Below are 24,300 nucleotides of genomic sequence, written 5' to 3' on the forward strand. Positions count from 1 at the left end.
CTCAGACACCTTCGAATTTGACTGTGCTTCAGACGCGTTTCGTGAGAGTATTAGCTCTTACGCATAGACAGCCTGGCACGAAGCCGTTTTTGACGGCAGGGCGATACATAGGAGCTGGAGGCATGGGTGATGGACCGCCGCAACGGCGTGCCAGCGCCTTAGGCTGATTGAAACGGGCACCATATCGCATATTCGGTCGATAACGATCGCGGGGCAGACTATGCCTCGCGCTTAGCATTCCTTCCGCCAAGCATCGCACCGCCCTCTTCAATCGCTGGCATTTAAAAACTCCTGGCATTTAAAAACTCGACGATTTCTCGCCTTGGAAGATCTTACCGTAGCAATCTGGGCTCAGAGGAGGAGATACCATGGTTTCGCTCAAGACGACTGGAGACGCAAAGGTCGCCATACACAAGAAGATAGCAACGGGCGGCCCCCTTTCGAAAAAAGAATTACAGTCGATGGACGCCTATTGGCGGGCATCGAACTATCTGTCGGTGGGTCAGATCTATCTTCTCGACAATCCGCTGCTGAAAAAACCATTGAAACGCGAGCATATAAAGCCACGGCTGCTTGGCCATTGGGGCACGTCGCCGGGCTTGAACATGCTTTACGTGCACCTCAACCGCGTGATCAAACGCGATGATCTTGAAATGATCTACGTCATCGGACCGGGACATGGCGGACCGTCGCTGGTTGCGCACGCCTATCTCGAAGGCACCTACAGCGAAGTCTATCCCAATATCGGCCAAGACGACGAAGGCATGAAGAAGCTGTTCAAGCAGTTCAGCTTCCCCGGCGGCATCCCTAGCCATGTTGCGCCGGAAACCCCCGGCAGCATCCACGAGGGCGGCGAGCTGGGCTATGCCCTTAGCCACGCCTACGGGGCGGCGTTCGACAACCCGGATCTGATTGTCGCTTGCGTCGTCGGCGACGGGGAAGCCGAAACGGGGCCGCTTGCGACGGGATGGCACGGCAACAAGTTCCTCAATCCGGCTCGCGACGGCTGCGTGCTGCCGATCCTGCATCTGAACGGCTACAAGATCGCCAACCCGTGCTTCCTGGCCCGCATTCCCCGTGAAGAGCTAAGGAAATTCTTCGAAGGCATGGGCTACACGCCATATTTCGTAGAAGGCAGTGACCCAGAAAGCGTGCACCAGCAATTGGCCGGCGTGCTCGACACAGCAGTGACGGATATCCAGGAAATATGGGCAGCAGCCCGCACCAAGGGCAACGTGAAACGTCCGATGTGGCCGATGATCGTTTTCCGCACGCCGAAAGGCTGGACCTGCCCCCCCGAGATCGACGGTAAGAAGTGCGAGGACTACTGGCGGGCGCACCAGGTGCCGATGGGCGACATGGACAAGTTGGAGCACATCCAAATTCTGCAGGAATGGATGAAGAGCTACCGCCCAGAGGAACTGTTTGACGACAATGGCCGCTTCAAGCCAGAGCTGGCGGGGCTGGCCCCCGTGGGGCATCGTCGGATGAGCGACAATCCGCATGCCAATGGTGGATTGCTGTTGCGGGACCTGAAGATGCCCGACTTCCGCGACTACGCAGTCTCCGTTCCAAGGCCCGGGCAAACCCACACCGAGGCGGCGCGGGTGATGGGTAAGTTTCTCCGTGATATCATGAAGATGAACATGGACAGCAAGAACTTCCGACTGTTCAGCCCCGATGAGAACAACTCCAATCGCTGGCAGGATGTATTGGAGGTCACCGACCGCTGCTACATGGCGGAGATCTATCCGGAAGATGATCATCTGTCGCCCGATGGCAGAGTGATGGAGGTGCTCAGCGAGCATCAATGCCAAGGTTGGCTGGAAGGTTACCTGCTGACCGGCCGGCATGGCTTCTTTTCCTGCTATGAAGCTTTCATCCATATCATCGACTCGATGTTCAACCAGCACGCCAAATGGCTGAAGGTGTGCAACGACATTCCATGGCGGCGATCGGTCGCCTCGCTTAACTACTTCCTGAGTTCCCACGTCTGGCGGCAAGACCACAATGGCTTTAGCCATCAGGACCCGGGGTTCATCGATCACGTGGTCAACAAGAAGGCGGAGGTTGTCCGGGTCTATCTGCCGCCGGACGCCAATACATTGCTCTCGGTGACGGATCACTGCTTGCGCAGCCGCAACTACGTCAACGTCGTTGTCGCAGGCAAGCAGCCCGCCCCGCAGTGGCTCACGATGGATCAGGCCATCAAGCATTGCAGCGAGGGTCTCGGCATTTGGGAATGGGCAAGCAACGACAAGGGAAGTGAGCCAGACGTCGTGATGGCATGTTGTGGCGATGTTCCAACAGTTGAGACGCTCGCGGCAGTCGAGCTGATCCGGGAGCACCTGCCGGAACTGAAAGTCCGCCTCATCAACGTGGTGAACCTGATGAAACTTCAACCGCCATCCGAGCATCCACACGGGCTGCCGGATCGCGATTTCGATGCACTGTTCACCAAGAACAAGCCGATCATCTTCGCCTTCCACGGCTATCCGTGGCTCATTCACCGGCTCACCTACCGCCGTACCAATCACGGCAATCTACACGTCCGCGGCTACAAGGAAGAAGGAACGACGACGACGCCGTTCGACATGGTGGTCCTGAATGAAATGGACCGTTTCCATCTGGTCGAGGACGTCATCGACCGGCTGCCGCAACTCGGTGCGCGCGCTGCCTATTTCAAACAGGCAATTCGCGAGAAGCTGATCGAACACAGGCAATACATCGAGAAATACGGCGACGACATGCCAGCAATCAGCGGCTGGAAATGGGGCTCGAAAGGCCAGCCGGGAAGGTCCCAAAGAACCTCGACCGAAGGGGATAATGCTTGAGCGGCGGCGTCCAATCGAACGGAGGTTCCAGTGGCAACGAGCACGTCCGACGCAGCACGACATGACAATATCGCGGAGCCGGCGAATCCCGGCTCCGCGGTCGCCTTGCTTTCCAACGATCGGTATAGTGTGCTGGTCACGGCCGCCGGGGCCGGTTACGGAATGTGGCAAGGCCTGGACATTACCCGGTGGCGCGAGGACAGCACCCGCGATTGCTGGGGCCAATTTTGTTATATCAGGGATCTGACGGACAACGATCTCTGGTCCATCGGAAAGCAGCCAATATTTCGCCCTTTAAATGTCTACAAGCACGCCTTTCACGGAGACAGGGCCGAATTTGGCTGTCACGCCGGTGACATTGAAATCGTCTCGAAGATCTGTGTCGCGTCCGATGTGGACGCGGAGGTGCGTGTGCTCATGATCATGAATCATGGTACACGGGAACGAACCCTCGAACTGACAAGCTATGCCGAGGTCTGCCTGATCAATCGTCGCGCGGATATGGCGCATCCGGGTTTTGCCAAGCTTTTTATAGAAACCCGGTTTGACGAGGCGACAGGCGCTCTGTTTGCCCGCCGCAGGCCACGTGCTGCCGGGGAGAAAGCCACTTGGGCAGTTCACGTTTCCTCATCGAACGTGCCGTCTGCCGAAGCGGCCGAATATGAAACCGATCGGCTGAGATTTCTTGGCCGAGGCCGGACGACAACCAACCCCTCGGTATTCGACGTGGGCGCATCGCTCTCCGGAACAACCGGCCCTGTCCTCGACCCGATTTTCTGTCTGCGGCGAACGGTTCGTCTGGCGCCAGGCGCCGACGCGCGCGTCGCCTTCGTCACAGGAGCGGCAGACGATCAGTCGGCCGTGCAGCGCATCGCCGAGAGATACGCCAAGTTCGACGCGGTCGAACAAGCTTTCTCCGATGCGTCAAGGAAATACGAAAGCGAGCTCCGGACACTGAACCTGAAGCCCGACGATATCTCGCTGTTCAATCGGCTGGCCGCGAGCGTCGCATTTGCGAACCAGGCCATGCGGCAGGCGCCTGTTATCCCGAGAGATCGATGGGATCAAGCGGCTCTCTGGGCTCAAGGTATCTCCGGCGACCTCCCGATCGTGCTGGTCCGCGCGGATGGCGATGGGGATCATGCGCTCGTTCGCCAGGTGACGATGGGCCATGATTTCGCTCGACGGAGGGGATTGAGATTTGACCTGATTCTGCTTGACGGGGGCGGTGCAGAAAGCGCCAAGCGGCTGGCCGAAAAGCTGCAATCAGGCCCGCAAGCGGAAATGTTCGGCAAACCCGGCGGAATCTTTATCCTTTCCGAGCCCGGTACCGAAAGCGACCACCTGGCGACCATCGCCGCGGCAGCGCGCATCGTCCTGCTGGGAACCGGCGGTGAACTCAGCGATCAACTCAACCGGCTCTTCCCGGCCACGTCACCTCTTTCGCCCACCATCACCACTGGGCTGAGCGAGCAACCCACAGCCCCTCCGCCTAAACCAGCCGAGGATTTGCAATACTGGAATGGGTTCGGCGGCTTCACAGCCGATGGACAGGAGTATGTGGTGCACGTGAGCGCGCTGAAACCCCAAGCCGCCGCCCTGCCGCCTGCGCCTTGGAGCAACGTGATCGCAAACCCGCATTTTGGCTGTCTGACGACTGAAGCCGGTCTCGGCTACACATGGTCGGAGAATAGCCAGATGAACCGGCTAACACCGTGGTCGAACGACCCGGTTACGGATGCGCCGGGCGAAGTCCTCTATTTGCGGGATGAGGAAACCGGAGATATCTGGACGCCGACACCCCTGCCCATCGGTCCTGGTGCGGCGGTGACCGTGCGTCACGGCCAAGGCTACAGCCGTTATATCGGTCACTGCCGTCACCTCGATCAAGAGCTGACGGTCTCCGTTTCACTCCACGATCCGGTCAAGATCATTCGTCTCAGGCTTACTAACAATGATGTTCGGGCTCGGCACGTCACCGCAACCTATTTCGCTGAGTGGGTACTTGGGACCCACCGCGAAGACGCGGCGACGCGGATTGTCTGCACGCGGGATACGCGGTCGGGCGCCATCGTCGCCAGAAACCCCTGGGGCGGAGCCTTTGCCGGGAAGCTGGCTTTCGCAGCCGCCAGTCAGCCGGCGCGCTCGGCGACATCTGACCGCGCGGAGTTTCTTGGCAACTATGGTTCCGTATTTCAGCCAGCGGCTATGCTGCGAACCAATCTTGCAGAACGGTTCGGTCCATTGCTGGATCCCTGCGCTGCGCTGATGGTGGATATCTCCTTGTCACCCGGCGAAAGCAGAGAAATCGTCTTTGTCTTGGGAGAGACTACCGACCTCGATGAAGTCCGCAGGCTGGTCCACGAGCATGCCGACTCCGAGCGTGCTGTCAGTAGCCTGTCGGCTGTTGTCCGCCAGTGGGACGATATTCTAAACTCGATCCAGGTGACCACGCCCGATGTCGGGATGAACTTGATGATGAACCGCTGGTTGCTGTACCAGGTTCTGGCGTGCCGTGTCTGGGCGCGTACGTCCAATTATCAGTCCGGAGGCGCTTACGGCTTCAGGGATCAGCTCCAGGACGTGATGGCTCTGGTCTACAGCGCTCCGAGCGAGGCCCGCTCCCAGATCCTGCGATCGGCAGCACGGCAATTTGAGGAGGGGGACGTCCAGCACTGGTGGCATCCTCCATCCGGTATCGGCGTGCGTACCCGGATCACCGATGACCTCTATTTCTTGCCTCTGGTCGTTCACCACTACGTGTCCACGACGGGCGACGTTCAACTGCTTGATGAGATGGTACCCTTCATCACGTCGCCGGTGTTGAAAGAAGACCAGGAGGAAGACTTCAACCAGCCGGCGACCAGCGAACAGTCCGGCTCCATCTACGAGCATTGCATCCGTGCGCTGGAGCATGGCTATCGATTGGGCAGCCACGACCTTCCTCTCATGGGAACCGGTGACTGGAACGACGGCATGAACAAGGTCGGCGCCGAAGGCAAGGGAGAGAGCGTCTGGAACGGCTGGTTCTTCCTCACGGTCCTGAAATCATTTGCCGAGATTTCAGTGTCGCGTGGAGATCAAAGCAGAGCCGCCTGGTGCCGCGAGCGAGTCGAGGCGCTGCGCACAGCCCTTGAGGCCAACGCCTGGGACGGTGGTTGGTATCGCCGGGCCTATTTTGACGATGGCACGCCGCTCGGGTCGGACCTGAACGACGAATGCCAGATCGACGCCATCCCGCAGGCCTGGGCTGTCATTTCGGGCGAAGCCGATGCTGGACGAGCTTCAAACGCGATGCGTGCGGTCCACGACCGGCTGGTACGCCAAGAGGACAAGCTGATCAAACTCTTCGACCCGCCTTTTGACGAAGGCTTGCTACAGCCCGGCTACATCAAGGGCTATGTCCCGGGCATCCGTGAAAATGGCGGCCAATACACGCATGCGGCAACCTGGGTTGTCTGGGCGACCGCTTTGCAAGGCGACGGCGATCTCACCTTAAAGCTGTGGAACCTGATCAATCCGATTTGTCATGGCGCCACGCGAGATCAAGTCGAACGCTACAAGGTGGAACCATATGCGGTCAGCGCCGATATCTATGGCGCGCCGCCACACACTGGGCGCGGTGGATGGACCTGGTACACCGGATCGGCCAGCTGGTTCTACCGCGTAGCGCTCGAGGCGATCCTCGGCTTTCGCCAGCAAGGGCCGTTTCTGCGGTTCGAGCCGTGCGTTCCGGCAGGCTGGCCGGCCTATGAGATCGCATACCGATATGGATCAGCGACCTACCGCATCCGTTTCGACAACGCGAAGGGCATTGGCCGAGGCGTGCACTCCGTCACCCTGGACGGTGAACCAGTCGCGAACGAAGCCGTCTCGCTTGTGGATGACGGACGCATGCATAACGTCCACATCATAGTTGGTTAGCGGCCATGCCCGAAATGCTCTCAACCGACGCTGATCTCGACCGCATGCCAACGGACCAGGACCTCGCTCGGCTGCAATTCACCACTCTTTTGTACTATCTCCAATGCACAAACCCGGACAACGGCCTGGTGCGCGACAAGACAGAACCGAACGCCCCGGCAAGCATCGCGGCGATCGGCATGGCGTTGGCGACCATCCCCGTGGTTGTAGAACGCGGCGTCCTCATCCGCGAATTTGCGGCAAAGATCACCCGCAATCGCTTGAGATACCTGATGGCATGCCCGCAGGGGCCGGAGCCGGATTCATCCGGCTACAAAGGGTTTTTTTATCACTTCCTAGACATCGAAACTGGGCGCCGGGTTTGGCAATGCGAGTTGTCGACAATCGACTCGGCTTTCCTGTTCGCAGGTGCCTTGACCGTTGCCACCTACTTTGATGGCGACACGGCCGCTGAGGCTGAAATCCGCCAGCTCGCGATGGCGCTTTACGAGCGTGCCGACTGGAATTGGGCCTGCGATGGCGGTGCAACTTTAACGCATGGCTGGCGTCCGGAGAGTGGCTTCATCCCCTATCGGTGGCGTGGCTATGATGAAGGCCTGCTGCTCTACATCATTGGTCTGGGATCCCCAACTCACCCTTTGCCGCCCGAGTGCTATGCCGCCTACACCGAAACCTACGAATGGCGGAATATCTACGGCCGCGAGTTGTTGTATTCAGGACCGCTTTTTACCCATCAACTGTCGCACATGTGGATAGACTTTCGAGGCATCCGCGATGCGTTCATGCGCCACCATGACACCGACTATTTCGAAAACAGTCGGCATGCGACATATATCCAGCAACAATACGCAATCCGCAACCCGATGAACTTTGTAGGGTATGGCGAACATTGTTGGGGGTTCACCGCATGCGACGGCCCGGGTTGGGGTAAGCGGACGATAGATGGGGTCGATCGGGAGTTCTTCGACTACGTAGCCCGCGGGGCTCCTTTCGGACCTGACGATGGGACTATCGCGCCATGGGTCGTTGTCGCCTCGCTGCCGTTCGCGCCGGAGATTGTCGTGCCAACTGTCCGCAACTTTGCGCGGATGAAGCTCGGTATGACGCGGCTTTACGGCTTCAAACCGTCGTTTAACCAGACATATGCGGTGGAAAACAGTCAAGCCGGATGGTGGGTAAGCCCTTATCACTTCGGCATCGACCAAGGACCGGTGGTGCTGATGATCGAAAACTATCGGACCGGCTTGCTCTGGAACATCATGCGCCAATGCAAGCCCATCGTGACCGGGTTGAGACGTGCGGGATTTTCAGGGGGCTGGCTTTAGATTGGATGCCGCTTGGATTCTATCGCCTCACGCCCGCGGATGCCAACTCTCGCCTTCGTTGTCAATTGGTATCTTCCGGGCATGCGAAGGCGAGCTGGATTACTTCAACTTGGCGGGATCAAGGGGTCGGCGGCTGTTTTGTTCGCCGCATGCTCAGTCGACAATATGATAGCCGCCGTCCACATAGAGCTCCTACCCAGTGATTGGGCGCGCGGCGCTTCTCGGGCCGAAAGGGTTGATCATGCGCATTACATCGGTTTCAGGGTGCTGTTATGAGTGCAAGCGTGTGGCGGGCGATCATCAGTTCCTCATCCGTCGGCAGGACGTAGAGCGCGACGCGGCTCGCAGAAGTGGAAATGAGCACCGCGCCCGCTTCGTTGGCCGCGGGATCGAGTTCGGCTCCCAGCCAGGCAAGCCGTTCGGCGATGCGAGCGCGGATTGGCGGCGAATTCTCCCCGACGCCAGCCGTAAAGACGAAAGCGTCAAGACCTCCAAGCGCGGCGGCAAGCATGCCGGCACTGAGCGCACAGCGATGGACGAAGTGATTGATGGCGAGGGCCGCACGCGGGTCATCGCTGGCAAGAAGATCGCGCATGTCGGCCGAAATGCCTGACAGCCCCTTCAGACCGGACGCCCTGTAGAGAAGGTCCGTAACCTCCCCCATGGTCATTCCTCTGTGATCGAGCAGGTATAGCACGATGCCGGGATCCATCTGGCCCGGGCGGGTGCTCATCGGCAAGCCATCGAGTGCCGTGAAGCCCATCGTAGTCTCAAGGCTGCGTCCGTCCTTCAGCGCGCACATGGACGCACCGCTGCCGAGGTGGGCAACTATGATGCGTCCACCGGCGATTCCGGGCGCGACTTCGGCCAACCGCTCGGCAATGTATTCGTAGGACAGGCCATGAAAGCCGTATCGTCGTACTCCGTGCTCGTAGTAGTCCCAGGGCAAGGCGTAGCAATCCGTATGCGGGGCGTGGCCGCGATGGAAAGCGGTGTCGAAACAGGCGACCTGCGGCACATCCGGATTGATTTCCATCGCGAGGCGGATCGGCGCGAGGTTGTTCGGCTGGTGCAGCGGAGCAAGCTCCTGGAAAGTCGCAAGCTTGTCGAGTGTGTCGCGGTCTATGAGGATCGGTTTCGCATAGTCCGGGCCGCCATGAACGACGCGATGACCAGTGGCACGGAGCGTGAAACCCTTAAGGGTCAGCAACCACGCACGGATTTCAGCGATTGCCGCCGGCAGGTGGTCGACTACCTCCGGCGCATATCGACGATCAACCAGGACCGTTCCGTCGGCGGCGCTCGCCGCTAGACGGGGCCGTACTCCGATGCCATCGATCTGGCCGCGAATGCGGCAATTGGGGCCGGTGTCGGCGATCTCAAAGATCTGGAACTTTAGGCTTGACGAGCCGGCGTTGACGACAAGGATCGCGTCCATGGTTCAGGCCGCCACTTGTGTCACACGCCGCCGGGCGGCGGAATGGATCACCACACGGGGCTGACCGAGCCCGACCGTCGTCCCGAGGTCGATTGCATTCTGCACGATGTCGCGTTTAACATCGAGGTCGGGAGAGATGTTGATCGCCGCGTCGGTGATGAAGAGCGTGTCGGCGTGGTCAGGCACATCCATCACGAAGATATGGCTGACGCGGCGTTCGGTGCGCAGGCCGGTGGCGGGGGCCGTGACGTCGCGCATCAGTTCGTCCGTATGGAGGCTGCCCTTCATGAGGAACTCGCCCTTTCCCTCTCGTACCAGGACGACTGCCTTCGCCGCAGCGGCGTGGCTATTTGGAACGTCGACGATTTCGTGCTCTTTCAGATCAAGCCCATTCTCCGCGGCCACCGTCTGAATTCTTGCGGCGGGCTCCACCAGGACCGGTACGATCAGTCTGTTCTCGGCGTCAAGCGCGCCCTGCAATGACGTCTCGTCGCAGGGATGCGCCACGATCGTGACGGCAGGCGCAACCTCCCGTGCAGCGGCAATCAGTCGGTCGTATTTTGATTGTTCAGGTTTGGTCGTGGAAAGGTCGGTCATTGGGAAGCTCCCTCTGCTTCGATCAGGATGCGTTGCGAACGCGAGCGCTCTTGCTTGCCGGTCCGCGGACTGGGTTGCTGCCGAATTCCTCCTTGCCGAGGCTGAACAGCTCGGCCACACGATCGAGGCAATCGGCTCCCGCCGGCCTGCAACGCCCGACGACACCAGCAGCTCGCGCAGGGCCTCGAAGGCCTTTCGGCGCTCGTCCATGTCCGCCGGCAGGAGTGCCGGAATTGTCCCAAGGACCCGGGCTCGTCGATCAAGAGGACGAAATACTGTTCTCGCATCATCGTCTTGAACCCAGCCAGCGTCAATCGACCTGCGCTGGCACGACTTTCGTAGCCGAGGCGCAAGGGGTGGGGATGCCGCATCGGCCACCGGCGGCGTAATGGCCGCCCGGACGGCTGGCTAGGCAAAGACGCGGTAGTTCGCGAGATTGATCTCCGAAAGTCGGGCCGCAGCGGCGGAGCGATGTTCGTCCTCGATCTCATTGCCGGCGGCCCTACGGGCATGCGTGTTTGCCAGCGGCTTCCAACAAGCAATCGATCCAGTGACTCGATTGCCCGCCGAGCGGGCTGCTCCACGAGGAGCGTTTTGTTTTTTGGAGGGAAAGATTTGGTTGCGGGGGCCTGAAGCCACAGCGACTTGTAACTTCGGCGGAACAGCCGGTGTTATTTGGAAGAAATTTCCCACTACGCCGTAACAAAACGTCGGTACCGACCGGCTCAAGCCATTTGCCTATGGAACAATAAAATCGGTACGGCGCTATCGAAAGCGCGCGCTTCGCAAGCGACCTTCGCCACATCCGGACCGACCCGGTCTTGCTCCGCCAATGACAATAATCTTGTGAAAAATCCGATTTTAGGGCACAATTTTTGAACGCATCGGAAGTTGCGGCGCAATCTCAAATCCGGCCGTCTCGCGCCGGGTAGCAGTTCGCGTCGGAGGGTCGGCGTCGATGGATCAGGGGTTCTTTCTTCTGTTCGCTACGGTGTCCGTGATCACCGCCTTGACGCTGGTCATGGCGCGCAATCCGGTTCACAGCGCATTGGCATTGATGGCGTGCTTCCTGCAGATATCGGCAATCTTCGTCTTGCTCGAGGCGCCGCTGCTCGCGGTCATCCAGATCTTTGTCTATGTCGGCGCGATTATGGTCCTGTTCGTCTTCGTGATCATGATGATCGATGTGCGCGAAGCGGTCTTGCAACGGTTCTTGCCGGGCGGCAACATGGCGGCTCTGGTGTTGCTCGTCCTGCTTGGGATCGAGATGGTTGCGCTGGTGCTCTGGAGCGGCCGCTTTTCGCTCACGCAGCCCGTCACCGTGCGCGGTGGCGATCAGGTCAGGCAGCTCAGCACAACGCTGTTCGCCGACTATCTCCTGCCGTTTGAAGTTGCGTCCGTCATCCTGCTGGCCGCCCTGATCGGGGCCATCGTGCTGGCGCAGAAGGAGCAGCGGTGATGGTTCCGCTCTGGTGGTATATTTTGCTCGGAGTGGCGCTGTTCGTGATCGGAGCGGCGGGCGTGCTGCTCAGGCGCAACATTCTGGTCGTGCTGATGTCGCTGGAGCTGTTGCTCAACTCGGTCAACATCAATTTCATCGCTTTCGGGCGTTACTACGCCGATTTCCGCGGTCAGATTTTCGCGATCTTCGTCATCGCAATCACCGCGGCGGAGGTTGCCGTCGCCCTCGGAATCCTGGTCGCCCTCGTGAGGAACAAATCTACCCTCAAGGTCGACGACGTGACCATGATGAAAGGATAGAGGCTTGGACCCGGTGGTATCGATCCGGCCGCTACTTGCCGTCGCCGTCGCGGGCCTGGCGGCCCTTGCAGTTCTTCTCCTGAACAACCGCGAGAAACTCCGCGATATCGTCTCGCCATTGGCGGCAATCGCCATGTTCGCAATTGTCGTCTCGATGGCGCCCACGGTGCTGGCGGGCGGGACGGTCGAATTGCGCCTGTTTGAGGTTCTGCCGGGGATTGACTTGGCTTTCCGGGTCGATGCGCTCGGCATGGTGTTTGCCACCGTCTCGTCGCTGCTGTGGATTGTCGCGGCGATCTATTCCATCGGCTACATGCGGCACTTGAACGAGCATGCGCAGACCCGGTTCTTCGCCTGCTTTGCCGCCAGTCTCGCGGCAGCGGTCGGAGGCGCCTTCGCCGCCAATCTGTTCACGCTGGTGATCTTCTACGAGATGCTCACCCTCGTTACCTATCCGCTCGTTTACCACCACGAAGACGAAGAGGGATGGACGGGCAGCCGCAAGTACCTGGTCTATTTGATGGGAGCGTCAAAGAGCGTGCTTCTCGCCGCGCTGGCGCTGACCTACCACATTGCGGGATCGCTCGACTTTGTCACGGGGGGCCTGCTGGCAGGGAGCGATGCTTCGGTGGCGCTGCTGACAGTCGTCTATTTCTGCTACCTCTTCGGCTTCGCCAAGGCTGCGGTGATGCCGATGCACGCATGGCTGCCTGCCGCGATGGTGGCGCCGACACCGGTCAGTGCGCTCCTGCATGCCGTGGCCGTGGTCAAGATGGGCGTGTTTTGCGTGCTGCGGTTGGTGTTCCATGTGTTCGGCACGGGGCTGGTGGACGGGCTAGGACTGGGCATCGCCACGGCCTATCTGGTCTCGTTCACGATTCTGATGGCGTCGGTCTACGCCCTGACGCGGGACGACCTGAAGGCGCGGCTCGCCTATTCGACGGTCAGCCAGCTCTCCTACATCGTGCTGGGCGCGGTTCTGCTCTCGCCGGTCGCGATGGTCGGCGGGATCATCCACATCGCGGCGCATGCATTCTCAAAGATCACACTGTTTTTCTGCGCCGGGTCGATCTATTGCGCGTCTGGCAAGCGCAACATCAGCGACATGGCAGGTATCGGCCGCCGGTTGCCCTGGACGATGGGGGCGTTCTTCGTCGGCTCACTCAGCATGATCGGCGTGCCACCGACTGCGGGGTTCGTGAGCAAGTGGTATCTGGCGCGAGGCGCGGTGGAGGCGGGGGAAATCGCGTTCCTGATCGTGCTCCTAGCGAGTTCGGTCCTCAACGCCGCTTATTTCCTGCCGGTCAGCTATGTCGCCTTTTTCGGGACGGAGGCGCAAGGGAGCCCGGCAACGGTCCGTGAAATTCCGATGGTGACGATCCCGCTAGTTGCGACCGCCATCCTGTCGGTGGCGATGGGCATCTTCCCCGACTATTTCGTCGCCTTGGCGGAAGGAGTTGTCAGGTGATAAAGCGCTTGGTCGATTTCTTTGGCGACGGAAAGTATGCGACCGAACGGCGTCGGCTTTTCTATCTGGTGCTCGTCCTGATCGTCATCGCCGACTTCCTGGTGCCGCGCGAACACGCCGAATACCCGTGGGACCGTCTGCCGGGCTGGTCGGCCGTCTACGGCTTCTTATCCTGCGTGCTGCTGATTTTCGTTTCCAAGTTCCTCGGCCATCGGGCTGGGCTCATGCGGCGCGAGGACTATTATGACTGACTTCGTCCATCCCGCCCTGCTGTTCATTCTCGGTGCCCTGCCGATCCCCTTTCTGAACGGGTCGATCCGCAAGGCCTATCTGCTGCTGATCCCGATACTTGCGATCCTCACCGTGCTCACGATGCAGTCAGGCAGCTACGGCGCGGCATCGTTCATCGGGCAGGAAATCCTCATCGCGAAGGTCGACAAGCTGAGCATCGTCTTCGCAACGGTCTTCACCATTATGGCGCTGATCGGAACGGTCTATGCTCTGCACCTGACGCGCCCCGGCCAGCATGTCGCTGCGTTCGTCTATGTCGGCAGCGCGCTTGGCGTGGTTTTCGCCGGCGACTACCTGACCTTGTACCTGTTCTGGGAAGGCATGGCGTTTGCCTCTGCCTATCTGGTTTTCGCCCAGGGCGGCCGACAGGCGATCGCCGCCGGGTTCCGGTATCTCATGGTCCATATCACTGGCGGCGTCGTCCTACTTGGCGGCGTCATTCTCTACGGGCTCTCGACTGGCTCGCTGCTCTTCGGCCCGATCGGAGGCGAGATGGGCGTCGGCGCTTACCTGATCCTTGCCGGGTTCATGCTCAACGCCGCTGTGCCGCCGCTCAACGCCTGGCTGACCGACGCTTACCCGGAGGCGACTGTCACCGGCGCGGTGTTCATGAGCGCCTTCACCACCAAGACCGCCGTCTATGTGCTGGCTCGGGCGTTTCCGGGAACTGAACTTCTCGTTTGGCTCGGCACCGCGATGGCGCTCTACGGCGTCGTCTACGCGGTGCTGGAGAACGACTGCCGCCGGCTACTGGCCTATCACATCGTTAGCCAGGTGGGCTACATGGTGGCGGGCGTCGGCATCGGCACCGAGATGGCGGTGAACGGGGCCACCAGTCATGCCTTCGCACATATCCTCTACAAGGCGCTCTTGTTCATGGGTGCTGGGGCGGTGATTTACGTCACCGGCCGGCGCAAGCTCACCGAGCTTGGTGGGCTCTACAAGACCATGCCGGTGACCGTGGCGCTCTACATGGTTGGCGCTTTCGCGATTTCGGCATTTCCATTCTTCTCGGGCTTCGTCACCAAGTCGATGGTGGTGGCCGCCGCCGGACAGGATCACCGCGCTGTGATGGTGCTCGCGCTGACGATGGCGTCGGCGGGGACGTTCCTGCACACCGGACTGAAGCTGCCGTACTACATGTTCTTTGGCACCGACCGTGGGCTGGAGGCGCGGGAGCCGCCCCGCAACATGCTGGTTGCGATGGGCATGGCGGCGGTGCTCTGCATCGCGATCGGGGTGTTCCCTCAGCCGCTTTACGATCTTCTGCCCTATCCGGTGGACTACGAACCTTACACCGGCGTCCATGTCACCGAGAGCCTTGGAGTGCTGATGTTCACCGCCTTGGGTTTTGTCATATTCCTCAGGGCGCTCGACCCCGAGAACACGATCAGCATCGACACCGATTGGTTCTACCGCAAGGGCGCTCGGGTCTTCATGTGGATCGCCGGAAAACCGCTGGCGCGCTACGAGAAGGCGGTGAGCGACGTGTCCGAGACTGCTGTGTTGCCTTTCCTGCATGGGGCGGCGCGAATGGGACTGCGGATCGATGTCACCGGCGTTGACGCCGTCGTGAACGGCGTCGCCCGCTCGATCCTGCGCGGCGGCGGGCGGCTCCGGCGGCTCCAGACCGGCGTCGTGACCCATTACGCGCTGGCGATGATCGCTGGTGTGATCGCAGCCGCCGTGGTCTTCGCCGTGGTATGGCGGTAGGGGGCGCGATGGGATTGCCGCTTCTGAGCTTCATAATTTTCACGCCCGTCGCCGGGGCAGCGGTTCTGATGTTTCTCCGCGGCGACGATGCGGTGCGCTGGACAGCGCTGGGTGTCACAATCCTTGACCTCGCCCTCTGCATCGCCATGCTGGCCGGATTCGACACCACGACCCACGAGATGCAGTTCACAGAGAAGCGCCCTTGGGTGCCCGCGCTCGGGATCACTTATGCGCTTGGTATCGACGGGATAAGCGCGCTCTTCGTGTTCCTGACCGCGTTGCTGGGTTCGATCTGTGTGCTCGCCTCGTGGGTTGCGATCGACCGCAAGGTCAAGGCGTTCATGGTCAGTCTGCTCTCCATGCAGGCGCTGATGCTGGGGGTGTTCTGCGCGCTCGACCTGTTCTTGTTCTACGTTTTCTGGGAAGCGATGCTGATCCCGATGTACCTGATCATCGGCGTCTGGGGTGGCGAAGGCCGGATCTATGCGGCGTTCAAGTTCTTCCTCTACACGCTGGCGGGCAGCCTCCTGTTCCTCATCGGTGTCATCGTGCTCTATTTCAACGGCGGCGAGACCTTCGACATCCTCGCGCTGACAGCGCAGGATTTGCCGTTCCCGGTCCAGTCCTGGCTGTTCTTCGCCTTCCTGATCGCCTTCGCCGTCAAAGTGCCGATGGTGCCGGTCCATACCTGGCTGCCGGACGCCCATGTACAAGCGCCGACCGCGGGCAGCATCATCCTGGCGGGCGTACTCCTGAAGATGGGCGCCTATGGGTTCCTGCGGTTCTCGCTGCCGATGCTGCCAGAGGCGTCGGTATATTATTCGACACTGATGCTTTCGCTTTCAGCGCTTGCGATCGTCTATGGCGGGTTGCTCGCGCTGGCACAGGACGATCTGAAGAAACTGGTGGCCTATTCCAGCATCAGCCACATGGGCTTCGTGACCATGGGGATTTTTGCGCTGAATCTCCGCGGACTCCAAGGAGGTATCCTGCAAATGTTCAATCATGGCGTGACGACGGGCGCCCTGTTCCTGTTCGTCGGCTTGATTTACGAGCGGACCCATACCCGCAGCATCGCTGATTATGGCGGGCTGATGAAGGCAGCACCCGTCTATACCGCGTTTCTTGCGCTGTTCACTCTGTCGTCGATGGCGCTGCCGGGAACAAATTCGTTCGTCGGCGAATTGCTGGTCCTGTCGGGCGGGTTTGCGGCCAACCTGGCCATCGGCGCGGCCGCCGTTTTGGGCGCGTTGCTTGGCGCGGCCTATCTGCTTGGCATGTATAGGAAAGTCGCGCTTGGTCCGGCCAGCGTCGGCGTCCGGTTCAAGATACGCGACGTGAACGCCCGCGAGCTGGCAGCGACCCTGCCGCTGGCCGTGTTAGTGCTGTGGGTCGGGCTCTATCCGAAACCCTTTCTCGGCATCATCGACGTCTCGGTGAAGCATTTGCTGGCTCAGGTGCACGATAAGGGGAGCGGCCCATGACCGCCGCAGCACTTTTCCAGTCGGCTCTCGCAAGCCTGCCCGAGATCGTGGTGATCACTGGAGCCTGCATCCTGCTGATCCTGGGACAGCTTGTGCGCAGGGGGCAGGAATATTTCCTGGTCTGGGCTTCCGTCGCGATCGTGCTGATTGCCGCCTTGGCGACACTCATTCTTTCGAGCGAGGTGCGGCCGGCCTATACGGGCATGTTCGTCGCCGACCGCTTCGCGGTCTTCTTCAAGTTCGTGTTCTACCTGGCCACCATCCTGACATTCCTCCTTTCGCGAAAATATGCGGATATCGAGGGGATCGGGAGCAGCGAATACTATGTCCTGCTGCTCTTTGCGCTTTCGGGAATGATGATCATGGCCTCGGCGACCGATCTCCTCTCGATCTATGTGGGCCTCGAACTGATGGTGCTCTGCACCTATGTGCTGACCGGATTCCTGCGGCGAGAGCGGCGGTCAAACGAAGCGGCGCTGAAATACGTGATCCTTGGCGCGGTCTCGACCGGGATTTTCCTTTACGGCGTTTCGCTGGTCTACGGGCTCACCGGCACGACGCAGCTGGACGGGATGGCTGCGGCGGTCACCGGCGATCCGCTCGATCCCGGATTGCTGCTGGCGGTGGTCTTCATCGTCGCGGGGCTGGTCTTCAAGGTCGGCGCGGTGCCGTTCCATATGTGGTTGCCGGACGTCTATGAAGGCGCGCCGACGACGATCACCGCCTTCATGTCAGTCGGCCCCAAGGCGGCGGGGTTCGCAGTGATCCTGAGGGTGTTCCTCAACCCGCTGGTAGCAGCCTCGGACGTTTGGATCATCGTCGCGGTCATTGCCGTGGGCACGATGGCGCTCGGCAGTTTCGTGGCGCTGGTGCAGGATAATTTCAAGCGGCTCCTCGCTTATTCCAGCATCGCCCATGCCGGGTTCGCCCTTTTCGGCGTGGTGGCCGGCGGTGCCGACGGGATCGCCAGCGTGATGCTCTACCTGCTGATATACTCTTTGATGAATCTCGGCATTTTCGCCACTGTCATCATGATGCGGAACGGCAATTTCTCGGGCGAGGTTATCGAAGACTACTCGGGTTTCGCCAAGTCCCGTCCCGGGCTCGCGCTTCTGATGCTGCTCTATCTGTTCTCGCTCGCCGGCATTCCGCCAACGGCCGGGTTCTTCGCCAAGTTCTACGTGCTGGTCGCGCTCGTCGAGCGAGGGTTCGTCATGCTGGCGGTGATCGCAGTGCTGCTGAGTGCTGTTGCCGCCTACTTTTATATCCGCATCGTCATGGTGATCTACATGCGCGAGCCGGAAAGGACGTTCGACCCGGCGCTGACGCCCTTGGTGCGCGCGACGCTCGCCTTCACTGCTGCGGGCACCATCGGCATCGGCCTGTTCCCCGCCTGGTTTTTAAGACTTGCCCAGCATTCCGTGTTGGCGGCTGACCGATTGAATTTGCAATGATCTGTCCGACGGAATAAACTCAAAGCTCAAGAAAGGATTGCCCAAGTTGCTTCCCGGGGCGACTGCATTACGGTCCTGAACAGGACGGTCGCGGCCTGAGGAAAGCAGTCAGTGGGTAACCGGTGCAGTGCGATATGGCTGCGATGGAATTCTTGCCGGTTCTTTTTATGATCGTCGGAGTCGTTCTGGTGACGGGCGCGACGCTTTTTGTCTCTTCGCTGCTGCGTCCGTCCAATCCCTATCCCGAAAAGAACATGCCTTATGAGTGCGGCATGGACGCCGCGGGTGAGGCCGCCGCGGGGCGCTTCAGAGTGCCGTTCTTTATCCTTGCGATCCTGCTGGTCGTCTTCGATGTCGAGACGATGTTCCTCTTTCCCTGGGCCGCCGTCCTGAAAGACATCGGGCTGGTCGGCTTTGTCGAGATGTTCGTCTTCATAGTGCTGCTTCTTGTGGGCTTCGCCTATGCCTGGCTGAAGGGAGCACTCGAATGGGAGGCGTAAACAACGCGATCCGCGACAGCGTGCTGTTCACCACGGCCGAGAGCGTTATCAACTGGAGCCGGAGCTCGGCGCTGTGGCCCGAGACCTTCGGAATTGCCTGCTGCGCCATCGAGATGATCTCGGCGGGGTGCGCCCGCTATGATCTCGACCGGTTCGGCGTGGTGTTCCGGCCTTCGCCGCGCCAGTCCGATGTGATGATCATCGCCGGCACAGTAACGCGGAAGTTCGCGCCCGTGGTGCGCCGCCTCTATGACCAGATGCCGGAGCCCCGCTGGGTCATCGCCATGGGCACCTGCGCCATCTCGGGCGGGGTCTACAACACCTACGCGGTGGTGCAGGGAGCGGAAACCTTCGTGCCGGTGGACGTGCATGTGCCCGGCTGCCCGCCGCGGCCCGAGGCGCTGATGCATGGATTCCTGCTACTTCAGGAGAAGATCAAAAAATCCCGAGCACTGGCCGGGACTCCTCTGGGTCGGGTTGCAGCGTCATGAGTGTGGAGACGCCCCTCATCCGCACTACGATCACGGAGCGTTTCGGCGAGGCAATCGACGATCTTGGCTTCGCGCATGGTGTATATGCCTTCGCCGCTCCGCCTGACATGATCGTCGAGCTTTGCCGGTTTCTGAAGGAACACCCGGCGTTGCGGTTCAACTTCCTGTCGGACATCTGCGGGGTCGATCATTATCCTGAGATGCCACGCTACGAGACGGTGTACCACCTCTATTCGCTACCGAACAAATTGCGCGTTCGCATCAAATGCCGCCTCGCCGATCCGCCGCGGGTCCCGTCGGTGACGGGGATCTGGCGAACCGCCAATTGGCATGAGCGCGAAGCCTGGGATATGTACGGGATCAGGTTCGAGGGCCACCCCGATTTGCGCCGGATCTACATGTGGGAAGGGTTCGAGGGCTTCCCACAGCGCAAGGATTTTCCGCTCCGTGGCTACAAGGACAAGCTGAACCCGTTTGGCGCCGAAGGCACGCCACCGACGCAGCCCGACCTCGCCACCAAGAACATTCCATAAGGGAGGCCGCTCCACGCCGGGAACTTAAAATGACCGAAGTCACCGAACTGATCAGGCCGCAAGGCGAAGCGTTCGACACCAAGGAGGTGCTTCTCAATCTCGGCCCCCAGCACCCCAGCACGCATGGGGTTCTTCGGCTCGTCCTGGAATTGGACGGCGAGTACGTCAAGCGCGTGGACCCACACATCGGCTACCTCCATCGCGGCACCGAAAAACTGGCGGAGAGCTTCACCTACACCCAGATTTTTCCGCTCACCGACCGGCTCGACTACCTCTGTCCACCGTCGAACAACCTCGCCTTCGCGCTGGCGGTGGAGAAACTCCTCGGCATAGAAGCACCGATCCGCGCACAATATATCCGCGTGATGATGGCCGAGCTGGCGCGGATCTCCGGCCATGTCTTGATCACCGGCGCGCTGCCGATGGACCTCGGCGCCATGACCGCCTTGCTTTACGCCATGCGGGAGCGCGAAATGATCATGGACCTCCTGGAAATGATCAGCGGTGCACGCATGCACACGTCCTTCTGCAGGGTTGGCGGAGTGCGCGAGGACCTGCCTGACGGTTTCCTTCCCAAGATCAGGGAGTTCTGCGACATCTTCCCGAACCGGATCCGCGACTATGAGCGGTTGCTCGAAAACAACCGGGTGTTCCTGAAGCGCACGCAGGGGATCGGCGTGATCTCCGCCGAGGACGCCATCGATCTTGGCCTGAGCGGTCCGAACCTGCGCGCTTCGGGCGTCGACTGGGACATCCGTCGCGACGAGCCCTATGAGATCTATGACCGGCTCGACTTCAACGTCATCACGCGCGACGAGGGCGACTGCTATGCGCGCTGGCAATGTCGGGTCGAGGAAATGCGCGAGAGCGTCCGGATCATCGAGCAATGCCTCGACCAGATGCCCGAGGGGCCGTTTCAGATCGACATGCCAACAATCGCCTTCCCAGTGGACAAGGACAAGGTGCATTGCTCGATGGAAGCACTGATCCAGCATTTCGACCTGTCGGCCTATGGCTTCAAGGTGCCGAAGGGCGAGGTCTATTCGGCGATCGAGGCGCCAAAGGGCGAGCTTGGGTTCTATATCATCAGCGACGGGTCGCCAAAACCATTCCGCATGAAGGTGCGGGCACCCTCGTTCGTCAACCTTCAGGGACTGTTCGGGGTGACCAACGCCCGCTATCTGGCGGACATGATCGCCGTGCTCGGCAGTCTCGACCCAGTGATGGCGGAGGTGGACAAGTAGCAGGGATTTGAATGCAATGACCATGCGCGAAAGGATAAAAGAGGCAGCGGCGCGGTATCCCGACCAGCGCTCTGCGATCATGCCCGCGCTTCTGATCGCGCAGAGGGAGCATGGCCATCTGCCTGGTCAGGTGCTGGAAGAAGTCGCCGACATTCTCGGAGTCGAACGGATCTGGGTCTACGAGCTGGCGACCTTTTATACGCTCTTCCATACCGAGCCGGTGGGCATGTTCCACCTGCAACTCTGTGACAATGTTTCCTGCATGCTGTGCGGAGCCGAGGACCTGCTGAAGCATCTGGAAACGGCGCTGGCGATCAGGAAGGGCGACACCACGCCGGACGGGCTGTTCACGCTTTCCTCCGTCGAGTGCCTCGGTGCCTGCGAGATGGCTCCGGTGATGCAGGTCGGCGACGATTACCATGGTGCCCTTGATGTCGCGCGGATAGATGCACTTTTGGACAACCTGCGGGCTACCACGGAACGGGTCGCGAGCATCGAGCCCTCTGCGCGACCGCAGGGAGAGTAGCGCCATGTTCGAGCCGGTTCTCCTCAAGAATGTCGCCGTGCCGGACAGTCACCTGCTGTCGACCTACGAGGCTGACGGCGGCTACCAGGCACTGGCGAAGGCGCTGCGCGAATACACGCCTGACGAGGTCGTTAACCTCGTCAAACAGTCCAACCTGCGCGGTCGCGGCGGTGCCGGATTCCCGACGGGCATGAAATGGAGTTTCGTGCCGAAGCAGGTCGACAAGCCGAAATATCTTTGCTGCAACGCCGATGAGGGCGAGCCAGGCACCTTCAAGGACCGGATCATCATGGAGCGCGATCCGCATCAACTCATCGAGGGGCTGGCGGTAAGCGCCTATGCGATTGGGGCCAAAACCGCCTATGTCTACATCCGCGGAGAATATATGACGGCGATCCGCCGCCTGGAGCAGGCGATCGCCGAGGCACACGAAAAGGGTTATCTGGGAACGGGCATTCTGGGCTCGAATTTCGATTTCGCCGTCCACATCCACTGCGGCGCAGGCGCCTATATCTGCGGCGAGGAGACTGCGATGCTCGAGTCGCTCGAGGGCAAGCGGGCGCAGCCGCGATTGAAGCCGCCGTTTCCGGCCGTGGCCGGGCTCTATGCCAGCCCGACTGTGATCAACAATGTCGAGACGCTGGCCTGCGTGCCGCATATCGTGGCGCGGGGCGCGGACTGGTTCCGCGGCATCGGCCCGGACAAGAGCCCGGGCCCGAAGCTCTACTGCCTCAGTGGGCAGGTGCGCAAACCCGGCCTCTACGAGTTGCCGATGGGCATACCGCTGCGCGAGCTGGTCGAGGAACATGCCGGCGGGGCGTTGCCGGGACGCAAGATCAAGGCGGTGATCCCGGGCGGGGTCTCAGCGCCGGTCATCCCTGAGCAAGGGCTGGACGTGAGGATGGATTTTGACTCGCTGGCTGCCGCCGGCTCGATGCTCGGTTCGGCTGGCGTTATCGTGATCGACGATAGCACCTGCATGGTCAAGGTCGCCACCAGGATCATCGAGTTCTTCCACCATGAGTCCTGCGGCAAGTGCACGCCCTGCCGGGAAGGATTGAACTGGGTCGTGAAGGTCCTGCGCCGGGTTGAAGGCGGGGATGGCGCACCCGGCGATCTGGAGCAGCTGGAGATGCTCTGCAAGGGCATTTTCGGCAATACGTTTTGTGCCTTGGGTGACGGTGCAGCGATGGGATTGCGTGCAGCACTCGCGCATTTCCGAGATGAATTCGTCGCCCATGTCGAGGAGCGGAGGTGCCCGTTTCACTGAAGAAGTGTGCTGGATCAGGGTTGTGAGGAAACCATGCTTAAAGTCACGATCGACGAACAAACGCTGGAAGTTGAGGCTGGCTCGACAGTGCTGCAGGCCGCCCAGCGTTTGGGCATCGACGTCCCGACCTTCTGCTATCTGAAGCGGCTGCCGCCGCTGGCTTCGTGCCGCATGTGCCTGGTGGAGATCGAGGGCGTGCGGCGGTTGCAGCCGTCCTGCGCCACTGCGGCCACCGATGGCATGGTCGTGCGGACGAACACGCCTCTGATCGAGGAAACGCGCTCTTCCATGCTCGACATGCTGCTCGCCAACCACCCCCTCGACTGCCCGATCTGCGACAAGGGCGGCGAATGCGAGCTTCAGGACATGGTAATGGCCTACGGGCCCCGCGAAAGCCAATTCCGCGATGACAAACGTGTGTTCCACTCCGAGGACATTCGTCTGAGCCCGGTCATCATCATGAACGTCAACCGCTGCATCCAGTGCCAGCGCTGCGTCCGGATGTGTGAGGAGGTCGTCGGTGCGGTGGCGCTAGGCACCATCGAAAAAGGCATGGATACCGCCGTCACCGGCTTCGAGGGCAGTCTGGCGAGTTGCGACCAGTGCGGCAATTGCGTCGAGGTCTGCCCGGTCGGCGCGCTGATGAGCTTCCCCTACCGCTACAAGGCGCGCCCCTGGGATCTCGTAGAGACCGACACGGTCTGCCCGCATTGTGGCACCGGTTGCCAGCTGACGGTGGGCACGCGCAAGGGCGAGTTCATGCGGGTGCGCTCGAAGTGGGACGAAGGTGTCAACCACGAAACTCTCTGCGTGCGAGGACGCTTCGGCCTCGATTTCGTTGCAAGCCGGGACCGGATCAAGCAGCCAATGATCCGTCAGGATGGCGCCCTGGTTCCGGTTTCCTGGGACGAAGCGGGGGACTATCTGCGTCGGCGACTGTTGGCCGTCGAGACCAAGGATGCCGGCGGGCTGGCCTCGCCTCGCCTGCCCAACGAGGTGCTTTATCAGTTCCAGAAGCTGATGCGAACGGTATTCCGGACCAACAACATTGATTGTTCGTCACGCTGGGCCGCGCCCTTCGATACGCTCGGCCCGCTATTGGGAACTTTCTACAGCCGCACGCCGCTGGACGACTTAATCGGCAACGACTGCGTGCTCGTCGTCGGAGGCAATATAACCGAGGAGAACCCAGTCACCGAATACCTGCTGCGGGACGGGGCGCGGCGGCGGCAGACCGGATTGCTCATGCTATCGGCGCGGCCATCGCGTCTGGACGCCGGTGCAAGGGTGGTGGTTCGTGTGCCTCCGGGCGGAGAAGCGGCAAGCCTTGCGGCGGTGGTGGCCGGTCTTGTGGCGGCAGCTGGTCAGGCCTTGCCGGGCGGCGCTTTTGCGGACATCGACAGGCCGCGCCGGTCGCGAATGTCAATCAACAGCCGCAGGATCTGCG

18 protein-coding genes and 1 pseudogene are annotated in these 24,300 nt (G+C 60.7%); 17 read left to right on the plus strand and 2 right to left on the minus strand.

The features are described from left to right. The first annotated feature begins 368 nt into the window (after positions 1-368). From MOV76_RS21390 to MOV76_RS21400, 3 genes are read left to right on the plus strand one after another with little or no spacing between them, the layout of a single operon-like run. Positions 369-2,834: a phosphoketolase gene (locus tag MOV76_RS21390; protein ID WP_247265233.1), complete on the plus strand. Its 2,466-nt coding sequence runs from the start codon at positions 369-371 to the stop codon at positions 2,832-2,834. A gap of 30 nt (positions 2,835-2,864) precedes the next feature. After that, complete coding sequence (locus tag MOV76_RS21395; protein WP_247265234.1) at positions 2,865-6,758, plus strand: GH36-type glycosyl hydrolase domain-containing protein; 3,894 nt, start codon at positions 2,865-2,867, stop codon at positions 6,756-6,758. 5 nt (positions 6,759-6,763) lie between these two features. After that, positions 6,764-8,083, plus strand: a complete 1,320-nt coding sequence (locus MOV76_RS21400) for a glucoamylase family protein (RefSeq protein ID WP_028734540.1) — start codon at positions 6,764-6,766, stop codon at positions 8,081-8,083. Between the two features lie 259 nt (positions 8,084-8,342). On the opposite strand, the gene MOV76_RS21405 is transcribed toward MOV76_RS21400, so the two are convergent. Beyond that, positions 8,343-9,521, minus strand: coding sequence for an acetate/propionate family kinase (locus MOV76_RS21405; RefSeq protein ID WP_210068030.1), 1,179 nt, complete (start codon positions 9,519-9,521; stop codon positions 8,343-8,345). 36 nt (positions 9,522-9,557) lie between these two features. Next, positions 9,558-10,118: pseudogene (locus tag MOV76_RS21410) on the minus strand (phosphate acyltransferase); the annotation flags it as partial. Positions 10,119-11,076: 958 nt separating this feature from the next. Between MOV76_RS21410 and MOV76_RS21415 the strand changes: the two are divergent. The 14 genes from MOV76_RS21415 to MOV76_RS21480 form a co-directional block, all read left to right on the plus strand. Next, complete coding sequence (locus MOV76_RS21415) at positions 11,077-11,577, plus strand: NADH-quinone oxidoreductase subunit J (protein WP_017961909.1); 501 nt, start codon at positions 11,077-11,079, stop codon at positions 11,575-11,577. Then, a complete protein-coding gene (nuoK, locus tag MOV76_RS21420) occupies positions 11,577-11,879 on the plus strand; it encodes an NADH-quinone oxidoreductase subunit NuoK (protein WP_017961910.1) in 303 nt (100 codons plus the stop codon). Before MOV76_RS21415 ends, nuoK begins: the two co-directional genes overlap by 1 nt. Before the next feature lie 4 nt (positions 11,880-11,883). Then, positions 11,884-13,347 (plus strand): monovalent cation/H+ antiporter subunit D family protein, encoded by a 1,464-nt coding sequence (locus MOV76_RS21425; RefSeq protein WP_112905347.1) that lies wholly within the window; start codon positions 11,884-11,886, stop codon positions 13,345-13,347. Next, positions 13,344-13,598, plus strand: a complete 255-nt coding sequence (locus tag MOV76_RS21430; RefSeq protein ID WP_018243727.1) for a hypothetical protein — start codon at positions 13,344-13,346, stop codon at positions 13,596-13,598. The genes MOV76_RS21425 and MOV76_RS21430 overlap by 4 nt, the downstream gene beginning before the upstream one ends. Next, positions 13,591-15,351, plus strand: coding sequence for a Na(+)/H(+) antiporter subunit D (locus MOV76_RS21435; RefSeq protein WP_247265235.1), 1,761 nt, complete (start codon positions 13,591-13,593; stop codon positions 15,349-15,351). The genes MOV76_RS21430 and MOV76_RS21435 overlap by 8 nt, the downstream gene beginning before the upstream one ends. 8 nt (positions 15,352-15,359) lie before the next feature. After that, a complete protein-coding gene (locus MOV76_RS21440; RefSeq protein ID WP_018446421.1) occupies positions 15,360-16,835 on the plus strand; it encodes an NADH-quinone oxidoreductase subunit M in 1,476 nt (491 codons plus the stop codon). Beyond that, on the plus strand, positions 16,832-18,289 hold the full coding sequence (locus MOV76_RS21445; protein ID WP_018243730.1) for an NADH-quinone oxidoreductase subunit N: 1,458 nt from the start codon (positions 16,832-16,834) through the stop codon (positions 18,287-18,289). The genes MOV76_RS21440 and MOV76_RS21445 overlap by 4 nt, the downstream gene beginning before the upstream one ends. 134 nt (positions 18,290-18,423) lie before the next feature. Next, positions 18,424-18,789: an NADH-quinone oxidoreductase subunit A gene (locus MOV76_RS21450; RefSeq protein WP_018243731.1), complete on the plus strand. Its 366-nt coding sequence runs from the start codon at positions 18,424-18,426 to the stop codon at positions 18,787-18,789. Further along, positions 18,777-19,280 (plus strand): NADH-quinone oxidoreductase subunit B family protein, encoded by a 504-nt coding sequence (locus tag MOV76_RS21455; RefSeq protein WP_018446419.1) that lies wholly within the window; start codon positions 18,777-18,779, stop codon positions 19,278-19,280. Before MOV76_RS21450 ends, MOV76_RS21455 begins: the two co-directional genes overlap by 13 nt. Continuing rightward, complete coding sequence (locus tag MOV76_RS21460; protein ID WP_112905351.1) at positions 19,277-19,813, plus strand: NADH-quinone oxidoreductase subunit C; 537 nt, start codon at positions 19,277-19,279, stop codon at positions 19,811-19,813. The genes MOV76_RS21455 and MOV76_RS21460 overlap by 4 nt, the downstream gene beginning before the upstream one ends. Positions 19,814-19,842: 29 nt before the next feature. Beyond that, a complete protein-coding gene (gene nuoD / locus MOV76_RS21465; RefSeq protein ID WP_018243733.1) occupies positions 19,843-21,057 on the plus strand; it encodes an NADH dehydrogenase (quinone) subunit D in 1,215 nt (404 codons plus the stop codon). A 16-nt stretch (positions 21,058-21,073) separates the two neighbouring features. Next, complete coding sequence (gene nuoE, locus MOV76_RS21470) at positions 21,074-21,583, plus strand: NADH-quinone oxidoreductase subunit NuoE (RefSeq protein WP_018243734.1); 510 nt, start codon at positions 21,074-21,076, stop codon at positions 21,581-21,583. A 4-nt stretch (positions 21,584-21,587) separates the two neighbouring features. Beyond that, positions 21,588-22,853 (plus strand): NADH-quinone oxidoreductase subunit NuoF, encoded by a 1,266-nt coding sequence (gene nuoF, locus MOV76_RS21475; RefSeq protein WP_018243735.1) that lies wholly within the window; start codon positions 21,588-21,590, stop codon positions 22,851-22,853. Between the two features lie 33 nt (positions 22,854-22,886). Continuing rightward, on the plus strand, positions 22,887-24,300 hold a 1,414-nt coding region (locus tag MOV76_RS21480), incomplete at its 3' end, for a 2Fe-2S iron-sulfur cluster-binding protein (RefSeq protein WP_247265236.1).

The sequence above is a fragment of the Rhizobium sp. PRIMUS64 genome, from assembly GCF_023006465.1.
GTDB classification, from domain to species: Bacteria; Pseudomonadota; Alphaproteobacteria; order Rhizobiales; family Rhizobiaceae; genus Rhizobium; species Rhizobium leguminosarum.